Origin of the sequence: Clavibacter sp., from assembly GCF_014802555.1 — a bacterium.
Taxonomy (GTDB): domain Bacteria; phylum Actinomycetota; class Actinomycetes; order Actinomycetales; family Microbacteriaceae; genus Clavibacter; species Clavibacter sepedonicus.
Window position 1 is genome coordinate 1 of record NZ_JAAVCB010000143.1, and the last position, 5,943, is coordinate 5,943.

6 protein-coding genes are annotated in these 5,943 nt (G+C 74.0%); all 6 read right to left on the bottom strand.

What is annotated here, in order from left to right; all coding sequences use genetic code 11:
• Window positions 1-123: 123 nt before the first annotated feature.
• The 6 genes from HDR73_RS15770 to mltG all read right to left on the bottom strand — a co-directional run bounded on the left by HDR73_RS15770 (window position 124) and on the right by mltG (window position 5,872).
• Window positions 124-912 (bottom strand): SDR family oxidoreductase, encoded by a 789-nt coding sequence (locus HDR73_RS15770; RefSeq protein WP_012298165.1) that lies wholly within the window; start codon window positions 910-912, stop codon window positions 124-126.
• The gene (aroB, locus tag HDR73_RS15775; RefSeq protein WP_012298164.1) at window positions 909-2,039 is read right to left on the bottom strand and encodes a 3-dehydroquinate synthase; all 1,131 of its coding nucleotides are present in this window, start codon (window positions 2,037-2,039) and stop codon (window positions 909-911) included. The genes HDR73_RS15770 and aroB overlap by 4 nt, the downstream gene beginning before the upstream one ends.
• The gene (locus tag HDR73_RS15780) at window positions 2,036-2,527 is read right to left on the bottom strand and encodes a shikimate kinase (RefSeq protein WP_012298163.1); all 492 of its coding nucleotides are present in this window, start codon (window positions 2,525-2,527) and stop codon (window positions 2,036-2,038) included. The genes aroB and HDR73_RS15780 overlap by 4 nt, the downstream gene beginning before the upstream one ends.
• 2 nt (window positions 2,528-2,529) lie before the next feature.
• On the bottom strand, window positions 2,530-3,768 hold the full coding sequence (aroC, locus tag HDR73_RS15785; RefSeq protein ID WP_041464369.1) for a chorismate synthase: 1,239 nt from the start codon (window positions 3,766-3,768) through the stop codon (window positions 2,530-2,532).
• A gap of 87 nt (window positions 3,769-3,855) precedes the next feature.
• On the bottom strand, window positions 3,856-4,746 hold the full coding sequence (locus tag HDR73_RS15790) for a shikimate dehydrogenase (protein WP_012298161.1): 891 nt from the start codon (window positions 4,744-4,746) through the stop codon (window positions 3,856-3,858).
• Window positions 4,739-5,872, bottom strand: coding sequence for an endolytic transglycosylase MltG (mltG, locus tag HDR73_RS15795; protein WP_086935946.1), 1,134 nt, complete (start codon window positions 5,870-5,872; stop codon window positions 4,739-4,741). Before mltG ends, HDR73_RS15790 begins: the two co-directional genes overlap by 8 nt.
• Window positions 5,873-5,943: the final 71 nt, after the last annotated feature.

Genomic DNA, 5,943 nt, shown 5'->3' on the forward strand with positions numbered 1-5,943 from the left:
CATTACCGTGGGACATCGAGGCCTCCTGGCGATGGTTGAACTGAACAGCTCCATCAAGCCAGGAGGCCTCTTCACACGCCCCGAAGTGTCACCAACGTCATGGCCGAGTACACCTAGGGCGGGTCAGCCGACGCTCTGGCCGCCGTCCGAGCGGATGCGCTGGCCGTTGATCCAGCCGCCCTCGGCCGACAGCAGGAAGCTCACGAGGGCCGCCGCGTCGCGCGGCTCGGCGAGGCGTCCGCGCGGCGTCGTCTCCTCCAGGTGCGCGCGGATCTCCGGCGTGAACCAGCCGGTGTCGGTGGGGCCGGGATCCACGAGGTTGGCGGTGATGCGCACGTCCTCGAGCTCGCGCGCCGAGGCGATCACGATGCGGTCGAGCGCGGCCTTCGACGCGCCGTACGGCACGTTGCCCACGACGTGATCGCTCGTGAGGGCCACGATCCGCCCGGCTCCGGGCACTGCGCGGTAGCGGCGCGCGAAGCCCTGGATGAGCTGCAGCGACGCGCGCACGTTCACCGCGAGGTGCCGGTCGAGGACCTCCACGGTGGTGTCCAGCAGCGGGCTGTCGACGGACTCGCAGTGCGCGAGCACGAGAGCGGTGATCGGGCCGAGCTCCCGCTCGGCGCCCTCGAGGAGCCTCTCGGCGGCGTCCGTGTCCAGCAGGTCGGCCTCCATCGCCTGCACGCGGCCGCCCGCGCGCACCACGGCCTCGGCGACCCGGGCGGGATCCTCGGGCTGGCGGCCCCACGGCATCCGCTCGTCGTAGCCGGACCAGTAGGCGAACGCCACGTCCCAGCCGTCGAGCGCCAGGCTCTCCGCGACGGCCGCCCCGATGCCCGAGACGCCGCCGACGCCCGTGACGAGCGCGACCGGACGCGGATCCGCGGCAGGTCCGGACGCGGGATCGCTCACGAGCCGATCTCCTGGTATGCCGCGAACAGCAGCGCCTCCTCGGGCCCGTTGAGCACGCTCGCACGGCCGACGCCGTCGAGCACGATGAAGCGCATCATGTCGCCGCGGGCCTTCTTGTCGCGCTTCATGCTCGCGACGAGCGTGGGCCAGCGGCCGACGGGGTAGCTGGTCGGCAGGTCGAGCGAGTCGAGGATCCGCCGGTGCCGGTCGACGGCCTCGTCGGACAGCGAGCGGGTGAGGCGCGAGAGCTCGGCCGCGAAGACCATGCCCACCGCGACGGCCGCGCCGTGCCGCCAGCGGTAGCGCTCGGCGTGCTCGATGGCGTGGCCGAGCGTGTGCCCGTAGTTGAGGATCTCGCGACGGCCCTTCTCCGTGAAGTCCTCCCCCACGACCTCGGCCTTCATCGCGATGGACAGCTCGACGACCCGGCGGAACTCCGGGCTGGTGGGGTCCGTGACGCGCGCGACGTCGCGCTCGATGATGTCGAGGATCTCGGGCACCGCGATGAAGCCGGCCTTCACGATCTCGGCGAAGCCCGTGACGATCTCGTTCCGCGGCAGGGTCGCGAGCAGGTCGAGGTCGACGATCACGGCGGTCGGCGCGTAGAAGGCGCCGACGAGGTTCTTGCCCTCGGACGTGTTGATGCCGGTCTTGCCGCCCACGGCGGCGTCGACCATGGCGAGCACCGTCGTCGGGATCTGGATGAGCATGACGCCGCGCAGCCACGTCGCCGCGACGAATCCGCCGAGGTCGGTCGTGGCGCCGCCACCGAGCGTGATGACGGCGTCCGAGCGCGTGAAGTCGGTGGTGCCCATGATCTTCCAGCAGAACGCGGCGACCTCGACGCGCTTGGCACCCTCCGCGTCGGGCACCTCCGCGAGGTACACCTCCACGTCGCCCTGCAGCCGCTCGCGCAGCCGCGATGCCTCCTCTGCGAGGGCGGGCGCGTGCACGATGAGCACCTTGCGCACGCGCGGGCCGAGCAGCGCGCCCACGCCCTGGACGAGGCCGCGACCCACGGTGACGTCGTAGCCGGGCGTGCCGGAGACGCGGATCACGGTGGGCGCGTCGGGCTCGGCGGCGGCACGGTCCACGGAGTCGGGTGCGGGGGCGTTCTGGTCGGTCATGGCTGCCTCTCCCGGGCGAAGCGCTCGATCTCGCCGGCGATGCGCGGGAGCGGGCGGTCGGAGGTGTCGATGGTCAGGTCGGCGAGCGAGCGGTAGAGCTCCTCGCGGTCGGCGACGATGCGCCGCCAGCTGTCGAGGCCGTCGACGAGCGGGCGGTCGTCACCGCGGATCCGCGCGCGCACGGCGTGCTCGCTCACGGTGAGGAGCACGACGCGGCAGGCCTCCAGGTCGGCGCGCGTCGCGGGGTCGAGGACGGCTCCCCCGCCAAGCGAGACGACGCCGTCGTCCGCGAGGGCGGTCGCGACCGCGGCGCGCTCGAGCTCCCGGAACCTCGGCTCGCCGTGCTCGCGGAAGATGTCGGCGATGGATCCGTGCGCCTGGACGATCACGCGGTCCGTGTCGGTGAACGGCAGTCCCAGCGCCTTCGCCACGCGGCGGCCGACCGTGGTCTTGCCCGCGCCGGGCGGGCCGATCAGGACGACCGGCACGCTCAGGCCTCGGGCGGTGCGGGCGGCGCGGCGTCCGCCTCGTCCACGAGGTCGGCGCCCGTGCGGCGTCCCTCGGGGATCGCGTCGAGGTAGCCGCGGAGGTTCCGCAGGGTCTCGCCCACGGAGTCGCCGCCGAACTTCTCCAGCACGGCGTCGGCGAGCGTCAGCGCGACCATGGCCTCGGCGACGACGCCCGCGGCGGGCACGGCGCACACGTCGGAGCGCTGGTGGTTCGCGGGGGCCGCGCCGCCGGTGGCGGTGTCGATGGTGCGGAGGGCGCGCGGCACCGTGGCGATGGGCTTCATGCCCGCCCGGACGCGGAGGACCGAGCCCGTCGACATGCCGCCCTCGGTGCCGCCGGCGCGGTCGGTGGACCGGCCGATGCCGGCGGCCGTGGAGAACAGCTCGTCGTGCGCCTCGGATCCGCGGCGCGTGGTGGTCAGGAAGCCGTCGCCGACCTCCACGCCCTTGATCGCCTGGATGCCCATGAGCGCGCCCGCGAGCTTCGAGTCGAGCCGGCGGTCCCAGTGCACGTGCGAGCCGAGGCCCGGCGGCAGGTCGTAGGCGAGGACCTCGACGACGCCGCCCACCGTGTCGCCGCTGGACTTCGTGTCGTCGACCTCGGCGACCATGCGGGCGCTGGTCTCGGGGTGGAAGCAGCGCAGCGGATCCGCGTCCAGCGCGTCGACGTCGGCGGGCGTCGGCAGGGGCGCGCCCTCGGGCACGCGGACGGGGCCGATGGCGAGCGTGTGGCTGACGAGCGTGATCCCGAGCTCGGCGAGGAACGCGCGCGCGACGGCGCCGAGGGCGACGCGGGCCGCGGTCTCGCGGGCGCTCGCGCGCTCGAGCACGGGACGGGCCTCGTCGAAGTCGTACTTCTGCATGCCCACGAGGTCGGCGTGGCCGGGGCGGGGACGCGTGAGGGCGGCGGCGCGCGCGCCCTGCAGCTTCTCCGCATCCACCGGCTCGGGGCTCATGATGTCGACCCACTTGGGCCACTCCGTGTTGCCGATGCGCACCGCGATGGGGCTGCCGAGCGTCCGCCCGTGGACGACGCCGGTGGAGAGGCTCAGCTCGTCCTGCTCGAACGCCATGCGCGCGCCGCGGCCGTAGCCGAGCTTGCGACGGGCGAGGTCGGCGCGGATGCCGTCGAGGCTGACGGGCACGCCCGCGGGCAGGCCCTCCAGGACGGCGATGAGTTCGGGGCCGTGGGATTCCCCGGCGGTGAGCCAACGCAGCATGCCCCCATCCTCCCACAGCGGCAGGGACGGACCCACGGCCGGGCCCAGGTCCACGGCCTCCCGCAGCTGCCGGGACGGACCCACGGGTCAGGCGCCGGTCCAGGCCCGATCCGGATCGCGGCCGACGCTCGAGAGCATCGCCGCCAGCACGCGCTCCTCGTCGGGCAGCGGCAGGTCCGCGTCCCCGGCGACGAACAGGCGCACCTGGTCGAGAGCCTGGTGCACGAGCATGTCGATCCCCGGCACGACCCAGCCGCCCGCGTGCTCCCACCCGGCGGCAATGCCGGTCGGCCACGGGGCGTAGGTGACGTCGAGAAGCACGGTCGCCTCGGGCAGGCCGCCGGGCAGCGGCACGGCGGCGGCCGCGTCGCCGGGCAGGGTGCTGATCACGGTGTCGGCCTCGCGGAGCGCGGCGTCCGCGTCGTCGAGCGGCGCGGTGCGGAGCGCGACGCCCAGCTCGTCGGCCAGCGGCGCGAGCTCCCGTCCCTGCTCCGGCCGACGGGCGGCGACGACGACCTCGCGCGCGCCCATGCGGGCGAGCGCGACGACCGCCGAACGTGCGGTGGATCCGGCGCCGAGCACCACGGCCCGCTGCGACCGCTCGACGCCGGCCACGTCGAGAGCGCGGACGATCCCGGCGACGTCCGTGTTCGCGCCGCGTCGCACGATCGCGCCCGCGGGCTCGCGCTCGAGCAGCAGCGTGTTGGCCGCGCCGGCGAGGCGAGCCGTGTCGTCCAGCCGGTCGAGGAGCGGCACCACGTCGCGCTTGAGCGGCATCGTGAGCGACAGGCCGCGCCAGCCGGATCCGAGACCGTCGACGAACGCGGGGAGCTGGGCTCCCGTGCACTCGACGGCCTCGTACGACCAGCCGAGACCGAGCACGCCGTACGCCGCGGCGTGCAGACGCGGCGACAGCGAGTGCGCGATGGGGCTGCCGAGGACCGCCAGCCGCACGGCCGGCGTCCGCGGATCAGCCATTGCCCGGGTTGTCCTTCATGAACTGCTGCCACTGCGCGACGGCCTTCTGGTGCTCCTCGTACGTCTCGGAGAAGACGGTGTCGCCCGTGATCGTGTTGACGGTGACGAAGTAGAGCCACGGGCCGTCCGCGGGCGCGAGGGCCGCCTTGATCGCGAGGTCGCCCGGGTTCGAGATGGGCCCGACCGGGAGCCCCGGGTGCACGTAGGTGTTCCAGGGGTTGTCGTCGGCGCGCTCCGCGTCGGTCGTCGTGACGCGTCCCACCGACTGCGCCCCGTAGGCGACGGTCGCGTCCGACTGCAGCGGCATGCCGATCGCGATGCGGTTCTGGAACACCCGCGACACCTTGTAGAAGTCGCCCTCGAAGCGCGCCTCCTTCTGGATGAGCGCGGCGAGCGTGAGCACGCGGTGCCGGTCCGCGACGGGCACGCCGGCCTGGTCGAGCGCCTCGAAGGTGCGGCTCACCATCGCCTTGACCATGTCGGTCGCGGAGGTGCCGGGCGGGAAGTCGTAGGTGGCCGGAAAGAGGTAGCCCTCGATGTTCGGCGCCTCGGAGGGGATGCCGAGCGCGGCGCGATCCGCGGCCGCGGCCTCGAGGTCGGCGACGGGCGTGCCGGTGCCCTCCGCGATGAGCTCGAACGCCTGCGCGGCGGTCTGGCCCTCGGGGATGGTGACCTTGGCCTGGCTCTGGCTCGAGGGATCCTGCAGCATCGCGAGCGCGGACGCCGCGCTCATCTGCTTCCGCAGGATGTAGGTCCCCGGCTGGAACACGACCTCGCCGCCCGAGGCGACGACGGCCTGGTAGAACGCCTTCGACGTCTTCACGACGTCCTGCGACGCGAGCGTGTCGCCGATGGTGCTGCCCGTGTCGCCCGTCTTGACGACCACCTGCACCTCGCCGGACCCGTCGCCGTCATAGTCGGTGGGCTCGGCGGGCGTGAGCAGCGCCGACACCACCGGGCCGAACAGCGACGTGGCGATGACCGCGGCACCGCCGAACAGCACGACGAGGAGGACCAGGACGTACGGCCACTTGGGGTGGCGCCGCTTCGGCTTCGGGGCGACGGGCGCCGCCGCTCGGGGCGGTGCGCCGCGTCCGCCGCCCGCCGTCTCGCGGGTCGGGCTCAGCGGGGTCGCGGTGGTGCGCGCGGTGCCCGCGGACGATCCGGCGGATGCCCAGCCGGAGGTGGAGGCGGCGG